General features: G+C 44.0%; 17 protein-coding genes. 2 read left to right on the top strand and 15 right to left on the bottom strand.

Features of this window, described 5'->3' with window-relative positions:
- The 5 genes from VM640_RS02370 to VM640_RS02390 form a co-directional block, all read right to left on the bottom strand.
- Positions 1-1,182: a S41 family peptidase gene (locus tag VM640_RS02370; RefSeq protein WP_325389532.1), complete on the bottom strand. Its 1,182-nt coding sequence runs from the start codon at positions 1,180-1,182 to the stop codon at positions 1-3.
- A 91-nt stretch (positions 1,183-1,273) separates the two neighbouring features.
- A complete protein-coding gene (locus VM640_RS02375) occupies positions 1,274-2,407 on the bottom strand; it encodes a murein hydrolase activator EnvC family protein (protein ID WP_325389534.1) in 1,134 nt (377 codons plus the stop codon).
- Between the two features lie 34 nt (positions 2,408-2,441).
- Positions 2,442-3,326, bottom strand: coding sequence for a permease-like cell division protein FtsX (gene ftsX / locus VM640_RS02380; RefSeq protein ID WP_325389536.1), 885 nt, complete (start codon positions 3,324-3,326; stop codon positions 2,442-2,444).
- Positions 3,316-4,002 (bottom strand): cell division ATP-binding protein FtsE, encoded by a 687-nt coding sequence (gene ftsE, locus VM640_RS02385; RefSeq protein ID WP_325389538.1) that lies wholly within the window; start codon positions 4,000-4,002, stop codon positions 3,316-3,318. Before ftsE ends, ftsX begins: the two co-directional genes overlap by 11 nt.
- Positions 4,003-4,160: 158 nt before the next feature.
- Positions 4,161-4,499: a helix-turn-helix domain-containing protein gene (locus tag VM640_RS02390; RefSeq protein WP_325389540.1), complete on the bottom strand. Its 339-nt coding sequence runs from the start codon at positions 4,497-4,499 to the stop codon at positions 4,161-4,163.
- A 151-nt stretch (positions 4,500-4,650) separates the two neighbouring features.
- Here VM640_RS02390 and VM640_RS02395 point away from each other — a divergent pair, with 151 nt between their 5' ends.
- Together VM640_RS02395 and VM640_RS02400 are read left to right on the top strand one after the other, a co-directional pair.
- Positions 4,651-5,064, top strand: a complete 414-nt coding sequence (locus VM640_RS02395; protein WP_325389542.1) for a response regulator — start codon at positions 4,651-4,653, stop codon at positions 5,062-5,064.
- A 125-nt stretch (positions 5,065-5,189) separates the two neighbouring features.
- The gene (locus VM640_RS02400) at positions 5,190-5,933 is read left to right on the top strand and encodes a glycosyltransferase family 2 protein (protein WP_325389544.1); all 744 of its coding nucleotides are present in this window, start codon (positions 5,190-5,192) and stop codon (positions 5,931-5,933) included.
- Positions 5,934-6,101: 168 nt separating this feature from the next.
- Here the strand turns inward: VM640_RS02400 and VM640_RS02405 are convergent, their stop codons facing one another.
- The 10 genes from VM640_RS02405 to VM640_RS02450 all read right to left on the bottom strand — a co-directional run bounded on the left by VM640_RS02405 (position 6,102) and on the right by VM640_RS02450 (position 16,583).
- A complete protein-coding gene (locus VM640_RS02405; RefSeq protein WP_325389546.1) occupies positions 6,102-7,037 on the bottom strand; it encodes a transketolase family protein in 936 nt (311 codons plus the stop codon).
- On the bottom strand, positions 7,030-7,860 hold the full coding sequence (locus VM640_RS02410) for a transketolase (protein ID WP_325389548.1): 831 nt from the start codon (positions 7,858-7,860) through the stop codon (positions 7,030-7,032). The genes VM640_RS02405 and VM640_RS02410 overlap by 8 nt, the downstream gene beginning before the upstream one ends.
- A gap of 116 nt (positions 7,861-7,976) precedes the next feature.
- Positions 7,977-9,045, bottom strand: a protein-coding gene (gene prfB / locus VM640_RS02415; RefSeq protein WP_325389612.1) for a peptide chain release factor 2 whose coding sequence is annotated in 2 segments (ribosomal slippage) — positions 7,977-9,014 and positions 9,016-9,045 — 1,068 coding nt in all. Because the reading frame shifts where the segments join, the coding sequence is not laid out codon by codon here.
- Between the two features lie 306 nt (positions 9,046-9,351).
- Positions 9,352-11,856, bottom strand: a complete 2,505-nt coding sequence (secA, locus tag VM640_RS02420; RefSeq protein ID WP_325389550.1) for a preprotein translocase subunit SecA — start codon at positions 11,854-11,856, stop codon at positions 9,352-9,354.
- Between the two features lie 197 nt (positions 11,857-12,053).
- The gene (hpf, locus tag VM640_RS02425) at positions 12,054-12,581 is read right to left on the bottom strand and encodes a ribosome hibernation-promoting factor, HPF/YfiA family (protein ID WP_325389552.1); all 528 of its coding nucleotides are present in this window, start codon (positions 12,579-12,581) and stop codon (positions 12,054-12,056) included.
- Between the two features lie 207 nt (positions 12,582-12,788).
- Complete coding sequence (locus VM640_RS02430) at positions 12,789-12,986, bottom strand: cold-shock protein (protein WP_325389554.1); 198 nt, start codon at positions 12,984-12,986, stop codon at positions 12,789-12,791.
- 107 nt (positions 12,987-13,093) lie between these two features.
- Positions 13,094-13,813 carry an amino acid ABC transporter ATP-binding protein gene (locus VM640_RS02435; RefSeq protein ID WP_325389556.1) on the bottom strand — a complete coding sequence of 240 codons (720 nt, stop codon included), beginning with the start codon at positions 13,811-13,813 and terminating at the stop codon, positions 13,094-13,096.
- On the bottom strand, positions 13,800-14,468 hold the full coding sequence (locus tag VM640_RS02440; RefSeq protein WP_325389614.1) for an amino acid ABC transporter permease: 669 nt from the start codon (positions 14,466-14,468) through the stop codon (positions 13,800-13,802). Before VM640_RS02440 ends, VM640_RS02435 begins: the two co-directional genes overlap by 14 nt.
- 239 nt (positions 14,469-14,707) lie before the next feature.
- Positions 14,708-15,511 carry a basic amino acid ABC transporter substrate-binding protein gene (locus VM640_RS02445; protein WP_325389558.1) on the bottom strand — a complete coding sequence of 268 codons (804 nt, stop codon included), beginning with the start codon at positions 15,509-15,511 and terminating at the stop codon, positions 14,708-14,710.
- A gap of 259 nt (positions 15,512-15,770) precedes the next feature.
- Positions 15,771-16,583, bottom strand: coding sequence for a basic amino acid ABC transporter substrate-binding protein (locus VM640_RS02450; RefSeq protein WP_325389560.1), 813 nt, complete (start codon positions 16,581-16,583; stop codon positions 15,771-15,773).
- Between the last annotated feature and the right edge of the window lie 104 nt (positions 16,584-16,687).

Consider the following 16,687-nt stretch of genomic DNA (forward strand, 5'->3'; position numbering starts at 1 on the left):
TTACTTAATTTTCTCCCGCAGAACCTGAACCGCTTGCTTTAACTGCACGTCAAAGTTCTTATCCGTCGGTGAAATCGTAGCCTCTTCGCCTTTCTTTATCTCCACCTTCAGATCGGGTTCGATTCCTTTTTTATGAATATCAATTTTATTCGGAGTTAAGTATTTGGCAGTCGTCAGTTTCATACTTGTTCCTGCATCCAGCGGGAAAATCGTTTGCACAATCCCTTTGCCAAACGTCTTCACACCGACAAGGGTTCCGGTTCCCCGGTCTTTAATAGCACCAGCCACAATTTCTGCCGCGGAAGCACTTTCTTCATTGACAAGTACGACAAAGGGCTTACCTAGAAAATTTCCTTCGGACGCTTTTGTCACCGTTCGTCCTTGATTATCCACGATATAAACGACAGGGCCCGGTTGAACAAAATAACTTGCCACGCCAACGGCAGCATCGAGTTCGCCGCCATGATTATAACGGAGGTCAAGCACCATCCCTTTATATTTGGAAATATCCATAGTTTTCAAGACACTGGCCAATTCATTGGCCGTGTTCGGGGAGAATTGGGAAATATCGATATACGCAAGATCAGAATTCCCTGGCAAGGCTTCGCCGGTAACCGTGGGCACTGAAATGGCTTCCCGCGTTAAGGGTACAGTCAACGTTTTTTTAGTGTTTTCGCGATAGACCATTAGTGTCACTTTGGTCCCAGGATCTCCGCGCATTAAAGAGACCGCTTTGTCTTGATCAATCGTTGTTGCATCTTGATCGTCAATCTTCATAATCACGTCGCCGGGCTCAAGCCCTGCTTTGTCCGCTGGTGTACCTTTAATCGGACGCAAAACGACCAGCTTTTGCGGGTCTTTAAGACTGAGGATAATTCCGACCCCACCGAATTTTCCTTCAATTTGTTCCATTAATTGCGTGTTTTCCTGAGCATCCATATAGACGGAATAGGGATCTCCCAGAGAATCGACGATCCCGCGTGTCGCCCCGTCGATGAGCTGACTAATGGATGTCTTCTCCAGATAATCTCCTTGGACGAGCTGGACAACCCGAGCTAATCGCCCCATATGTTGTAAATTCACCACGATGAATCCGCCAACTGTGACTGTAAAGATAATACTAACAATGCCAATGAATATTCCGAGATGCTTAAAAAAGTCTCTCCAATTTCTCTCTTGCACTACCCTAACCCCTTCCTACCCAGCAACTGCAGTCCTCAATCGCTTGAGACAAACCTTTTGATATTATATGCTTATCCTATTCCAGTCATACTTAATGAAAAAATTGCAGTGGATCGGTAGGATTTCCATTCACTCTGACTTCGAAATGCAAGTGGTTTCCCGTACTCCAGCCAGTCGTACCAACATAGCCAATTACATCCCCGGCCTTAACTTTATCTCCTACAGACACTCCAAGCCGAGACTGATGCCCATAAAGGGAAGTATAACCGCCCCCGTGGTCAATGATAACCGCATTTCCGTAGGCTCCATACCAGCCTGCCATGATGACTTCACCGGAACCTGCAGCAAGGATTGCAGTCCCCCCCGGAGCGGGGATATCTGTTCCTGTATGTAAACTTTTCTGATGTGTAATCGGATGGATTCGCCAGCCATAGGGATCACTGACCTCATAATACCCGGGTAAAGGATAAGTGCTAATCGTCCCTAGGACTTTTCCAGACGAAGCCGCTGTTAATTGACGAATTTTCTGGGAAATTGTAGCGGAGTCTGCGGCTAATCGCGAATTTTGTTCTGATAAGTCGTCTTGCGCTTTTTTATTCTGATCAAGAGCAACCTGATATTGCTGATTCTTCCCATCTAAATCCGCTTTGGCTCTCGCCGCCTGAGCTTGAAGTTGAGCCGCTTGATCACGACGAGATTGCAGCTCCTTTGTTTTTTGTTCAACATCCTCTTTTTGCACTCGAATTTCCGTTAAAATTTGTTGATCATTCTCCACCAATTTGGAGAAATACTCAAGACGCGTGATAAAGTCACCCAAGTCAGCCGATTGAAAAAGGACTTCCAAATAGCTGAGCTGACCTTCTTCATAAATTCCCCGCACCCGTTTGTTCAAAACCTCACGACGAGCATCGAGCTCTTGGATGCGTTGTTCCAACTCCTTTTGAGAGACAGCTACATCCTTCTGCGCTTTGGTATAAGCCACTTGTTGTTGGCTCAATGATGTTTTGGCAGAGGAAATTTGCGTTGTTAGATCCTGGATTTGAGCTTTGATTTTATCCTCGGAATAGGTCAGTTGATTTAACTGTCCTTTGATTTGATTCTGATTTTGCTTTAAATCTTGTTGTTGCTGGATTGCCGCATCAAGTTCTCCCGCTTGGATTGGGAGAACCGTGCTTCCGATCAAGACACTGGTTAGGATTAGGGATACTGCCCATTGTTTAGGCATCTTTCCTCTCCTTTCTCATGCACATTCGCGAGCATCAAACCTTTAAGTACTTACGAAGAGAAATTACACTTCCCATCGCTCCTATTGCCATCCCCACCAAGAGAAGTGATATCAACACTTGGCCAATCAGATGGGAATCTTGGACAACTGGCATAAACGTTAAGGTAGAGCTAACATAACCCGCGAGCCATTGATAACCAAAACCGACAACGAAGGTGGCTAACACCCCTCCGATTAACCCGAGAAACATCCCTTCGATTAAGAAAGGCCAACGAATAAAACTGTTACTTGCTCCCACAAGCTTCATAATCTGAATCTCACGTCTTCTTGAGAAAACATTCATTTTAATATTAAGCGAAATCAAGACCAAGGAAGCAAGAGCAAAAGCCAAAACAATGCCAATCCCGACCCACCGCAGCCAACGTGTAAAAGGCAGAAGCTTGTCCACAATCTCTTGACCGTAGCGGACCTTCTCTACGCCTTTAAGTGCTTGAATCTGGTCGGCAACCGCCTGTACCTGTTGAGGGTCAGACACTTGCACGGTAAATTTATCCGGGAAAGGATTTGTCCCTCCTAAATCTGAAACTAACGTATTCGATCCCATGGATTGCGAAAAATCCCTCAAGGCCTGTTCTTTGGGAACCAATGTAACCGAGGTAATTCCACTTAATTCTTCAACCTGTTTCTGTAAGCTTTGAACTTCAGCTTGGCTCAACTTATCTTGGGTAAATACGGCAATTTGGAGTTGAGATTCAAAATCCTTAGCCATGTTATTCGCATTGACTAAGAAAAAAGCCGATGCACCTAAGATCACAAGAGAAACCAACACCGTTAAAACCGAAGCTAGACTGAGCCAGAAGTTGCGGCGTATCGACTTTAAAACGACTTGTAAAATATACTTTAGGGAGTTAATCGACATATCCGTATCCTCCCTTTTGCTCATCCCGGGTGATTTTTCCACTCTCAATCGCAATAACCCTTTTTTGCATTTGATCGACAATATTACGGGCATGTGTAGCCATCACAACGGTCGTACCCCGTTTATTGATGTTATAAAGCAAATCCATGATCTCCCAGGCCGTATCCGGATCAAGGTTACCTGTAGGCTCATCAGCAACCAGTAACGCTGGATTATTTACGATTGCTCGAGCAACAGAGATCCGTTGTTGCTCTCCTCCTGAAAGTTCATTTGGGAAAACTTTTTCCTTCGAAGCCAGCCCCACAAGATCCAGGGCCGCCCGTGTCCGTTCTCGTACTTCTTTCTTGGCCACGCCAATAACTTCTAAGGCAAAGGAAATGTTTTCGAGAACAGTTTTACTGGGTAATAGCCGAAAGTCTTGAAAAACAACTCCGATATTTCTGCGGAGGTGCGGAACGTCGCGGTCCTTCATCCTCAGAAGGTTTTTCCCATTGATGACCACTTGTCCGCGAGTTGGAGTTTCCTCGCGATAAAGCAAACGAATAATCGTGGATTTTCCTGCGCCGCTTGGCCCCACTAAAAAGACAAATTCTCCACTTTCAATCTTTAGATTAATATCGACAAGGGCCCTGGCACCATTCGGGTAAATCTTCGAAACGTTTGTAAACTGGATCATTTTAGCCCTCCTACTTATTATGTGTCAGATCCCTTTTTTTCCCTAACTTATATTCCAATTCGACACGAGCCAGAGATTTCCTGTTAGAAGTAAAAAAAGCCCTTCATCTATTTTCACAGATTAAGAGCAAGATGGCAAAGGGTTAATTTACCAACCATTTATTTTTTCTTAAGTTTGCTTGAGTATTCGCTGATCATTCTCCAGATGTTGAGCATCAGCCTTAGCTCCTCCGGCTCTTTATTTTTAGCTATGGATACTAGCTCATTGATCAAACTGTTGGGTTCAACGTTTACTTCTTCCTGAAGGAGGTAATCGACTGTGACCCCTAAAGAACTTGCGATATTGACTACGGTCTCCAGGCTAGGGTTCTTCTCTCCCCGCTCGACCTGACCGACGTATGACTCATTAACTTGTGCTGCCTCGGCAAGTTGTTCCTGCGTGAGTCTATACTTCGTTCTCTCTTCTCGGATTCGCTGACCCAAATGTTTGTATACCATCTTCATAGCCCCCTTCGATCCCACTATATGGTATTGAGGATAAGGCTTGAAGATGCTGCTGGTATGATTCATGTTGACCATTAGTATTTTATAGTGATAGAATTACCCTATACAACTAAGCTATCGGTAAAAATCGAGGGGAATCTATTCAATGATTTGTAAAGTTCTGGTCGTGGATGATGCGAGTTTTATACGTATGATGATTCGCCAGGTTTTAACCCGTTTAGGTTACACTAACATCTTGGAAGCTAAGAACGGTTTTGAAGCGATTGAAATTTATAAAGCAAATACACCCGCACTCACGATTCTGGATATTACGATGCCGGAACTTGATGGGTTGTCTGCCCTTATCGAAATCATCGCTTTTGACCCGAAAGCTAAGGTGATTATGTGTAGTGCCGCTTCGCAAGAAACCAGCGTTCGCGAAGCGTTGGAGATCGGTGCAGTTGCTTTTGTGACTAAACCGTTTCATCCGGATAAACTCGGAAAAGTAATTGTGAAGGTTTTAACGGGTAACAACGGGAGGAACGATAACAACGGGGGATGTTCAGCAACCCTTAAGTAGGTGAAAAGTGAAAATTTGAACAGTCTATTCCGTGGATTCTCGAATTTTCCAAAATTATTACTTTCCCGGCAGCACTGATAATTATCACCGGTATAGCCTATTTACCGGGATATTTAAATGCTTTTATGGTCATTAGCCTGATTTTCGATAGACAGCCGCCCATTAAGGATGGATATCCAACCAAGGATATTACGGTTCTTATCGCAGCAAGAAATGAAGCAAATACCATAGGTAATACACTTAAATATGTAGCTAACCAAGATTACACCGGAAGAATCAGAGTTTTCGTTATTGATAATGGCTCTACTGATAACACAGAAGCTAATGCGTACCTTGAGGGTAAAAATTTAAATCTTGATGTAACAGTTATCAGAGAAGAGCAGCCGGGAAAGTTTAACGCCTTAAACACCGGTCTTAAATATACCGATACCGACTTGGTTATTACATTAGATGCGGACACACTTTTACATAAATCAGCCATCATATATTTAGTTTCTCGTATTGAAAGTTCACCTAAAGAGGTCTGTGCAGTTGCAGGTTCGGTACTTGTCCGCAACAGCAGGGATAACATCAAAACGAAAATTCAGGAATGGAATTATTTTCTGGGAATTGCGTCCATCAAAAGAATGCAGGGTCTTTATCAAGGAACTCTTGTTGCACAAGGGGCTTACAGTATATATAGAACTGCAAATGTTATAGAAGTAGGTGGATGGCCAGACGCAATTGGTGAAGATATCGTTTTAACATGGAATTTATTAAAAAAAGGATGGAAAACATATTTTGAACCATTGGCAGTTGCATTTACGGATGTGCCGACGAATTGGCATTCTTTTGCCAGACAACGTTCCAGATGGGCAAGAAATGATTGAAGCACTTCGACAAATAAAACCGTGATAAAAAAGCACCAAAATTTATCCGTTAAAGAACTAACTTTGGCGCCGCGATGTCTGAAACATCTACTTTCCAGACAGTTTGAGGTTGTCGCTTTGTTTTATTATTTATTGCTGATCTAATGGTTTTTTCCGAGGAGCTTTAAGCTATTTTCTTTTCAAAACCTCGTCAACCGCTTCCAGAATCTCCTTCTGAGTTAACCCATATTTCGCTAACAGCTCAAATGGGCGCCCAGATTCCCCAAAACAATCTTTGAGCCCGACCCGAACCATGGGAGTAGGTGCATTTTCCGCCAAAACTTCAGCTACAGCACTCCCCAAACCACCAATAATGGTATGTTCTTCGGCTGTGACCACAGCACCCGTTGCTTTAGCCATCCGGACGATCGTCTCTTGGTCAAGTGGTTTAACAGACGCTACATTCACGACTGCAGCTTGAACTCCGCGTCCCGCTAATTCCTCCGCCGCCTCCAGAGCTGCAGCAACCATTACGCCATTCGCAAAAATTACGACATCTGATCCCTCACGAATAACATTGGCCTTGCCAATCTCGAAGGTGTAATTTTCATCAAAAAGTAAAGGAACATCAAGCCGCCCCATGCGGATATAAACAGGTCCCTTATACTGGGCTGCAGCATAAATCACTTGGCGCGTTTCTTCGCCATCGGCAGGTACGAGAACAGTCATATTCGGTAGAGCACGCATGATCGCTACATCTTCGATGGCTTGGTGGGAACCCCCATCTTCACCGACGGTTACACCCGAATGGGTGGCGGCAATCTTGACATTGAGTTTCGGATAGGCAATTGAGTTACGAATTTGCTCGAAAGCCCTCCCTGTTGCGAAGACAGCAAAAGTGCTAGCAAATGGTATCTTGCCTGCCGCAGCTAATCCAGCCGCTGTGCCCATCATATTTGCTTCAGCAATCCCCATATTAAAAAAACGTTCTGGGTAATGTTTAGCGAAATCCGCAGTTTTTGTAGATTTCGATAAGTCCGCATCTAAAACGACGATATCGGGATTTTCTGCTCCTAAGGCGACTAAAGCCTTACCATAGGCCTCCCGGGTTGCTTGCTTAGCCAAGACGTGATGCCTCCTCTCTCAATTCGCTCAGCGCTTGTTCTGCTTGTTCGGCACTGGGCGCATTACCATGCCAGCCGACTTGGTTTTCCATGAAGGAGATACCTTTACCTTTGATCGTTTTAGCCAATAGAAGAGTGGGCTTGCCCTTCGTCGCTTTCGCTTCGGCAAACGCTGCGATTAATTGTTCAATATCATGTCCATCAACCTCGATCACATGCCAACCAAAGGCCAGCCATTTATCCAACAGAGGACTCGAAGACATTACTTGTTCAGTGGGTCCGTCAATCTGTAGCCCGTTGCAATCCAAGATAGCGGTGACATTGTCCAATTTAAAATGAGCCGCAGCCATCGCCGCTTCCCAAATCTGTCCTTCAGCCATCTCCCCATCGCCCATCACGACGTATACGCGGTAGTCTTTTTTATCCAATTTTCCAGCCAAAGCCATGCCGTTTGCAGCAGATAAGCCCTGTCCCAAGGAACCTGTGGACATATCAACGCCTGGAATCTTTTTCATATCGGGATGTCCTTGGAGCATCCGTCCGGTTTGTCTTAAACCCAGAAGCTCTTCCTTTGGAAAAAACCCTTTTTCTGCTAGGGCAGCATAAAGAACAGGTGCAGCATGACCTTTCGACAGAACAAAACGGTCACGATCTGGCCAATGCGAGTCTTGTGGGTTAACCCTCATCTCATGAAAATATAAGGTTGCCACAATATCCGCAGAAGACAAACTTCCTCCGGGATGACCTGATTTAGCGGGTAAAAGCATCGTGATGATATCTTGACGAAGCTGATTCGCCATGCGTTTTAATTCAAGGACTGACACGCTAATTTCCTCCCTAAAACTGCTATTTTTTTTGTGATACTTGCATCGTAGATGTATAGTTTGAACTCATTAACCCGCAGGGGTTAATGAGTTCGATTTCATCCGATGGCTAGACTTTATTTCACATTTTTGGTTTTTTGCAAGTAGGCTGCAATAAATTCATCAATCTCGCCATCCATGACAGCCGATACGTTTGCGGTCTCCACATTCGTCCTGTGATCCTTAACCAAATTATACGGATGGAACACATACGAACGGATTTGACTACCCCAAGCAATTTCTTGTTGCTCCCCACGGATTTCAGAGATCTCATCCTCTTGCTGTTTGCGCTTAAGCTCTAAAAGCTTGGCTTTGAGAACCCGCATCACGTACGCGCGGTTTTGAATCTGGGAACGTTCACTCTGACACGCAACCACGATTCCTGTCGGCAAGTGGGTAATCCTCACCGCTGAGCTTGTTTTGTTGATATGCTGCCCACCCGCTCCACTTGCCCGATAGGTGTCAACTTTTAATTCATCGGGATTGATCGTGATCTCCGAATCATCCTCTGGAACTTCCGGTATAACATCCACTGAAGCAAAAGAGGTGTGCCTGCGCCCAGCTGCATCAAACGGGGAAACCCGAACAAGACGGTGAACCCCCTTCTCCGATTTAGCATAACCGTAAGCATTCTCGCCCGCGATCGAAATCGTTGCGCTCTTGATTCCTGCCTCATCGCCTGGAAGTAAGTCCATCGTTTCCACTTTATAGTCGCGACGCTCGCCCCAACGGACATACATCCGGTAGAGCATGGAAACCCAATCCTGAGCCTCCGTACCCCCCGCGCCCGCGTGTAAAGTCAAGATCGCATTATTCCGATCATATTGTCCACTGAGCAGAATCTCCAGTTCCAATCCATCGAATTTTTCCTGTAGTTTCTTAACCCCTGCTTCTACTTCCGGCTCAAGAGAATCGTCATCCTCTTCCATCGCCAGTTCGTAAAGTGCTGTTAAATCTCCTAATTCAATGCGAAGATCTTCATAGATTTTTACTTTTCCTTGTTGAATGGAAAGCTCCTGCATATATTTCTGAGCAGAAGTCGAGTCATCCCAAAAATCTGGGCGGTTAAACTCCCGCTCTAATACGCTAATCTTATCTATGCGCTGAGCGACGTCAAAGAGAAGCCCTCAAATCTGCCAAGCGCATTTCTAAACTTTCAAGCTCTCTTTTCCAGTCAGCTAGTAACACTTTTCTTCATTCCTTCCGAAGAATTGCGAGAACAGGTTCAGACAAGGGCGCTCGCCTATCAAACTAGGGTTCAAACGCCTGATCTGGGGAGGCAAGGTTCCCGCCAAAATCGTCTCCTGACTCTGTTGGCGGCGAAACACATCGTGTGTTCCGCCCTGCCTATGCATGTTGCGTTTTAACCAAGTTTGATCACGACTCGCTTTAAAGCCTTCACCTGTTTCTCGCTATTCTTTTTAAAACTATTTTTGGTATTTCTATCAGGATTTACTCATTTGCTCCATGGCAATTCTTATACTTTTTCCCACTCCCGCAAGGGCAAGGATCATTACGTCCAATTTTAGGCCCCGCATTATGCACTGGACGAGCTGCTTCCTCTTCATCCCGATTCGTGTGAACACGTTGAGGTTCTTCCGGAGCTTGTTCCGTTACCTGTGGGGCAACTCTCATCATATAGCGGACGATATCTTCTTGAATTGCATCAATCATCGCTTGGAACATATCGAAAGCTTCGTGTTTATACTCGACAAGCGGATTCTTTTGCCCATAAGCACGCAACCCGATTCCTTCACGCATCATATCCATGGCATCCAAGTGATCCATCCACTTACCGTCCACGACCTGGAGCATAACTGCGCGCTCGATTTCCCGCATCAGTTCGGGACCAAACGCATTCTCCCTAGCTTCATATAAAGCTACAGCCTTATCCAGTAATAACTCGACGACTTCTTCCTTATTGAGATTAACAACCTGGTCAGCCGTAATATCGTGATTGGGTAAGAAGTTAGTATCGATATATTCTAAAAAGCTATCCAATTCCCATTCTTCCGGGTAAGGGCTTTCTCCACTAAACATATCAACCGTGTCGGTAACGACCTTATTAACCATCTCCATAATATTTTCACGGAGATTCTCACCTTCAAGAACCATACGGCGCTGTCCATAAATAATTTCCCGTTGCTGATTCATGACATCATCATAATCGAGCACGTTTTTCCTAATCTCAAAGTTCCGATTTTCCACACGACGTTGTGCAGTTTCAAGCGAACGGGTAATCATTTTGGACGTAATTGGCACGCTATCATCCATGCCCAACTTATCCATGATGCCCATAATGTTCTCTGCTCCAAAGAGACGCATTAAATCGTCCTCCAAAGAGAGGAAGAACTGAGAAGAACCCGGGTCTCCTTGACGTCCGGCACGTCCCCGCAACTGATTATCAATCCGTCGGGATTCATGGCGTTCTGTACCTATAATATGCAAACCACCCAGTTCCGATACTCCTTCGCCAAGGATAATATCCGTACCGCGACCAGCCATATTCGTCGCAATCGTTACGATATCACGTTGCCCCGCTCCGGCAATAATCTCGGCCTCTTTTTCATGATATTTAGCATTCAATACTTGGTGTGGAATACCCCGGCGCTCGAGTAAAGCACTCAATTGTTCTGACTTCTCAACGGAGACTGTCCCTACAAGTACAGGCTGGCCTTTGGCATGTCGTTCAACAATCTCCTCGACAACGGCCTGGTACTTACCCTTTTCCGTACGATAAACTACGTCCGGTATATTTTGGCGAAGCATAGGCATATTCGTGGGGATCACGACAACATCCAAATGATAAATTTTCTTAAACTCCGGCTCCTCAGTCAATGCTGTACCCGTCATCCCCGAAAGTTTATCATACATCCGGAAATAATTTTGGAAGGTGATCGTCGCCAACGTTTGCGATTCCTTCTCGATCTTAACGCCTTCTTTGGCTTCAATCGCCTGATGAAGTCCTTCGCTGTAGCGTCGTCCGAACATCAAACGGCCTGTAAATTCGTCGACGATGATCACTTCGCCGTCTTTGACAACATAGTCCCGGTCCCGTTTGAAAAGGGCATGCGCTTTTAAGGCTTGATTCACATGATGTGCTAATTCGGTATGAACATCATCATACAGATTCTCAACCCCAAGCATGGTTTCGACTCGGCTAATTCCCTGTTCCGTCAAGGTCACAACCTTGTCTTTTTCATTCAAATTATAGTCTTCTTCAGGCTTTAAGCGAGGAATGATCATCGCCACCCGGTAATAGAGTTCTGTAGGCTTGTCCGCCTCACCTGAAATAATCAAAGGAGTCCGTGCTTCATCAATTAAAATGGAGTCCACTTCATCCACGATCGCAAAATTTAGTTCACGTTGCACCAAGCCTTCTGGGCGTGTGACCATATTATCGCGCAAATAGTCAAAACCGAATTCATTATTCGTCCCATACGTAATATCCGCAGCATAACTTTCTCTGCGTTGTTCATAGTTTAAGCCATGAACAATTAGCCCAACAGATAACCCCAGGAACTTGTGGATCTGCCCCATCCATTCACTGTCACGACGAGCTAAATAATCATTCACGGTAATAATATGCACACCTTGGCCTGTTAAAGCATTAAGGTAAGAGGGCAGGGTCGCAACTAGGGTTTTACCTTCCCCAGTACGCATCTCAGCGATTCGACCGTCATGCAAAACCATACCGCCGACTAATTGTACATCATAGTGCCTTTGCCCGATAACCCGGTGTGATGCTTCGCGCACAACCGCAAAAGCCTCAGGCAGAAGATTATCGATGTTTTCTCCATTTTCTAACCTTTGTCGAAATTCTGCAGTCTTTCCTTGCAATTCCTCATCACTTAAAGCTTGTATCTCAGGTTCAAGAGCGTTAATTGCTTGTACGCGTTTCTGATACTTCTTTACTTCACGTGCATTGTCATCAAGAAGGCTATTTAAAAATCCCATTAACCGATCCACCTTTCAAACGTCCCAGCGTATCATCTCATTTTAGCATTACCCTACTTTCGGTGCAACTACGATAGTATAAACCAGCATGGAAAATTCAGGTTAGATATTTCCTATCCTAACAAAAAAAGAGACCCGTTCAAATTCAAATTGGGCCTCTTTTAAAACTCCAGATTTCATTGAATTCGATCTTCGTCTCAGGCTTCAGGTTCCAGCAAGCCGTAATCGCCGTTATGACGACGGTAAACCACGTTCGCTGCCTGATTATCTGAATTCGTAAATACGAAGAAGTTATGCCCAACGAGGTTCATCTGCATAATTGCTTCGTCAACTGACATCGGTTTCAACGCGAATTTCTTAATCCGTACAACCTTTTCATCTTCATCCGCAAGATCAACAGGATGCTCTGGTTCATGATCCTTCAAGACCTTCGAGCGCATCCGTTTGTTAATTCGGGTACGATATTTGTCGATTTGGCGTTCTAATTTTTCGACGACAAGATCAATGGAAGCATACATATCGGCGCTTTCTTCTTCTCCGCGCAGAATAATTCCATGAATAGGGGCTGTGACTTCTACCCGGTGGCGGCCTTCCTCAACCAGTAAAGTCACTTTGACATCCATAAACTCATCTGAGTACTTTTCAAGTTTGCCGACCCGTTTCAGTACATACTCTTTCAGGGCATCCGTTACTTCGATATGTTTGCCTCGAATCATGATGTTCATAGTTTGTACCCCCTTTTAATCAGCTTAAATATTAATATTCCCTATTTCGCCGAAAAATCCTGCTATATGATGACCACGTCTATAATTTTCTTCTCAATAAAAAAAGAGAATCATTGTAAATTATTTCAACAACTCTCTTTTTCAATACCTGTAAAAGATTAACAACCTATAGTTTTTAGAGTTTAATATTCCCAAGCCTCTAAGGTCTTACTGAAGGATTACATTTGAAGCTTGCTCTCCACGCGGCCCCTGGATAACATCGAATTCAACGCTCTGGCCTTCTTCCAAGGTGCGAAATCCATCACTCGTGATGGAAGAGAAGTGGACAAAGATATCCTGACCGCTTTCACTCTCAATAAATCCATACCCTTTTTGCTTGCTAAACCATTTGACTTTACCTAACACTGAAAAACTACCTCCTTGAATTTGGCCGCTTGGAGGTTTTCAAAAGAAAACACATACCATAAAGCCTTACCCCATGAGGATAACCAGAATACGCCAATTCTAAACACCTAGAGGATTTTACTTAAGAAGGACTGGGTTCGTGGATTATGAGGATTTCCAAAGACTTCATCTGGTTTTCCCTCTTCCATGATGATACCCTCGTCCATAAAAATAACCCGATCCCCGACCTCTCGTGCAAAGCCCATTTCATGAGTAACAACCATCATGGTCATCCCTTCACGCGCTAAATCCTTCATAACCGCAAGAACCTCACCGACCATTTCCGGGTCGAGTGCTGAAGTGGGTTCGTCGAAAAGCATAATTTTCGGTTTCATCGCCAACGCTCGGGCAATAGCAACCCGTTGTTGCTGCCCACCAGAAAGCCGGTCGGGATATTCGTGAGCCTTCTCCACAAGACCTACTTTTTGCAGAAGCTCCATACCACTTTCTTCTGCTTCCTTTTTGTGTGTTTTCCGAACGACCCCTGGAGCAAGCACGATATTTTGCAAAGCTGTCATATGAGGGAAAAGATTAAAGCTCTGAAATACCATCCCTACTTCGCGGCGAATTGCATTCACATTCGTCTCCGAGTTGAGAGGAATTCCATCAACAACGATTTCCCCGCTCGTTGGCTCTTCCAGTTTATTTAAGCATCGCAAAAACGTGCTTTTTCCAGAGCCACTCGGGCCGATCACCACGACCACTTCTTTTTCTTTGACATGGCAGTCGATCCCGCGCAGGACTTCGAGTTTGCCAAAAGACTTATGCAAATTCTTAACGTATATCACTCTTACCAAACCTCCTTTCGGTATAACTGACTATACGAGAAAGGACCAGTGTCATCGCCAGGTAGATAAAAGCAACTTCAATGTAGATCGGAAAAGATTGGTAAGTCCGTCCAACAATGATTTTCCCAGAATACATTAAATCTTCCAAGGCAATTAAGGCTACCAAAGAAGAGTCCTTCAGCAAAGCGATGAACTCATTTCCCAACGGTGGGATCACACGTTTGAACGCTTGCGGCAGAATAATATACCACATTGCTTGGGTCTGAGTCATACCCAAGGAACGGGCTGCCTCCGTTTGCCCCCGATCAATCGACTGAATTCCCGAGCGAAAGATCTCCGCAAGGTATGCCCCAGAATTCAATCCCATCGCTGAAATAGCTGCGATATACTTATAATTATCTGGAGGTGTGAAATTTAAAATTTGTGGGAGCCCATAATAAGCTAAAAAGATCTGCACAAGAAGTGGCGTCCCCCGGAAAAAATCAATATAAGAAATTGCAATTCCTTTAAGAAGACGTTTACTGGATAACCTCATCAACGCCAAAAACAAGCCAAGTACGATACCTATACCCACAGCTCCTGCCGTAAGCTCTATAGTTACCTGTGTCCCTTTTAATAAGGGTTGAAAACTGGGGATTATTAATTCCCAACGGATTGTTCCCACAGGAATCCTCCTTTCAACATCATTGAAGATTATTTCAGGTGGAGTTCAACACCATCTGATAGAAATTCGTCAATTCCTTGGTCATTATACAGTTTTACGTAATTTTATTCAAGATAAGAAGTTTTCCTTCTAATTCTTTAAAAAGCCGAACTTAACTTTCAGCGTAAGATACAAGAGGCGTCCAGATCATTCTGAACGCCTCCTGCAATATCAACATATGTCTTTTGCGTTTACTTTAAGGTCGGTGCATCCTCATTAAACCATTTCTTGTAGATCTCATTATATTTACTAGAATCCTGGATCTTTTTCAAGGAAGCATTGATCTTATCCTTAAGCTCGCTGTCTCCCTTTTTCACAGCAATTCCGTAATATTCATTTGAGAAATCTCCATTAATATAGTGAATATTAGTGGTTGGGTTTTGTTTAATAAAATAGAGCACGACTGGGGAATCCGCAACTACTGCATCTAACCCGCCATTGATAAGATCGTTCATTGCATCTGGAATAGCTTCATATTTCTGAGGAGTAATCCCCATCCCTTCCACAACCGTTTGACCGGTCGTAGCATTTTGGACACCAATCTTTTTCCCTTTCAAGTCTGCTGCACTTTTAATTGAGGAATCCTTTTTAACCGCGATATATTGCGCTGCCATCAGATATTTATTACTAAAGTCCACACTTTTCTCACGCTCAGGTGTAATCGTCATAGCAGCAATAACTGCACCATAATTTCCCGCTTGCAGAGCAGGAATTAAGCCATCAAAAGAGGAAGATTCAAATTGAACTTTATACCCCATATCTGCCCCAATAGCATTCATCAGTTCGACATCAAAACCAGTGGTTTTATTTTGATCATCCATAAATTCAAACGGAGCAAATGTTGGATCCGTCCCCACCTTAAGCACTTTTGCACTATCCGAACTCGTGGTTTGATTGGATGTCGCTGGTGGAGTGCTTGTATTCCCGCACCCTGCTAAACCTAAAGATAAAATAACAAGGGAAGCCAAAGCAGTTTTTAATCCGATCTTTAACATATCTCCATTTCTCCTTCTCATAATTTATCCTAAAATCATAGTACAACCTAAATAAGTATACATATGTTTACAAATTTATTCAATACCCTTATCCGGCATCAATTATATATACTTCCCTAAGGCATAAAGAAAACTTGGCTTGCGCCAAGGCTCTGGCGTAGGCGGAAGCCTTAGTTGCACTTATGCTATCTGCCCAAAACTTATACTTTCTGTTAGTAAAAAAAATACCCGGTTGAACCGGGTAGGAAACTAAAAACAATTAAAGTTTCGGAGCTTCTGAATTAAACCATTTCTTAAAAATCTTATTATATTCTCCGTTATCCATGAGTTTCTTCAAAGAAGCATTCATTTGATCGGCTAATGCTTTATGATCTTGCTTAACGGCAATTCCATAATACTCTTGGTCAAAATTTCCTGGAATCGTTACAATCTTCTTATCGGGATTCTGTTTAATGAAATAAGCAACAACTGGAGAATCGATAACCGCTACATCTATTCCGCCATTGATTAAGTCATTCAGGGCATCCGGTGCTGTCTCATATTTCTGGGGCGTTAGACCCATTTTTTCTACAGCGTCTTGACCCGTCGTTCCCAATTGAACTCCAATTTTCTTCCCTTTGAAGTCAGCTTCAGACTTAATGGGTGAACCTTGCTTTACCGCAATAGACTGCGTTGCCTGGAAATATCTATTCGTAAACTGAACCGTTTTTGCGCGTTCTTCCGTAATCGTCATCGAAGAAATTATAGCATCAAATTTTCCTGAATTAAGCGCCGGAATCAAGCCATCAAAAGTCCCCGATTCGAACTTAACCTGATAACCCAAATCTTTTCCTATAGCGTTCATCAAATCAACATCAAAACCTTCAGGTTGCTGTTGGGTATTCATATATTCCATCGGAGCATAGGCAATATCCGAACCCACTTTAAGTACGTTCTCACTTGAAGCCGTATTCGCGCTACCCGAACCATTCTGCGCTGGTGCACTTGGAGTCTTGGCTCCTCCGCAGCCTGCTAACCCCAGCAAGCTCACCATGACTAGGACTGCCACACCCGCTTTGTAAAACTTCTTCATCTTCAAATATTCCCCTTCCATTTCTCATCTAGCGCTTTGATTGTTCAAATTCCAAACTTTATGTCGCTATTATACAAATCTATGTAATTCCGTGCAAGCTTAAT

The sequence above is a fragment of the Desulfitobacterium sp. genome, assembly GCF_035539115.1.
Lineage (GTDB): Bacteria > Bacillota > Desulfitobacteriia > Desulfitobacteriales > Desulfitobacteriaceae > Desulfitobacterium_A.